Annotated in this window: 1 protein-coding gene; it reads left to right on the top strand. The window is 46.5% G+C overall.

What is annotated here, in order from left to right; all coding sequences use genetic code 11:
• On the top strand, positions 1-697 hold a 697-nt coding region (locus R7E78_RS26795; protein WP_411913776.1), incomplete at both ends, for a tetratricopeptide repeat protein.

The raw sequence follows: 697 nt of genomic DNA, 5'->3' as shown, positions 1-697 counted from the left end.
CAAGTTTGAGCGAACGCTTAGTTGAAGTTGGTGATTACAACTCTGCCCTCACCGAGTACATCGCCTCCACCAACATCGCAGTGGAATACGGTTTTATCGACGAATACGTTTTAGCGATCATTGGTATGGGCAACTTATGTGATGCTTATGGCGATCACAACCGTGCTCTACGTTACTACCAAAAGATCGACGCGATTGATCACGCCATCAGCAGTCGCTCACTTCGTTTGCGTTACAAACTGTATATGCTCGCCTGTTACATCAGTCTAAAACGTGTGGCCGAAGCCAGCGAATTATTGGGTGAATGTGAAGAGCTCAGCATCCTAGTAAGCGACAAAAACCTCGCCGCTCAAACGCATTTGTATCGCGCTAAATTGCATCGTCTGCAAGAAGAGTATTCCGAAGCGCTGCTTTCCATATCCAGCATTAAGTACACCACCGGAAGTGCGGCCCCCTATTGGCTCTCAACCGTGGTGAAAATTGAAACGGCGTATTGCTTGAATGGTGTTGGCCACACTTCGTTGGCCAATTTACTATTGGAGTCCATCGGGAAACGAATTAAAAAGCATTCTTCGCCCATTCTGGCGAAACGTTTTTACAACGCAATGAGCAAAGTCAGTGCGTCACAAGGGCAGTTTCAGCAAGCTTTAAGCTGTGAGAAACGCGCTTTTCGTATTGAATCAGACTTAATACAACA

The sequence above is a fragment of the Vibrio sp. YT-19(2023) genome (genome assembly GCF_033337395.1).
Note: the sequence above shows the minus strand (reverse complement) of the source record. Positions and strands in the feature narration are given on the sequence as shown.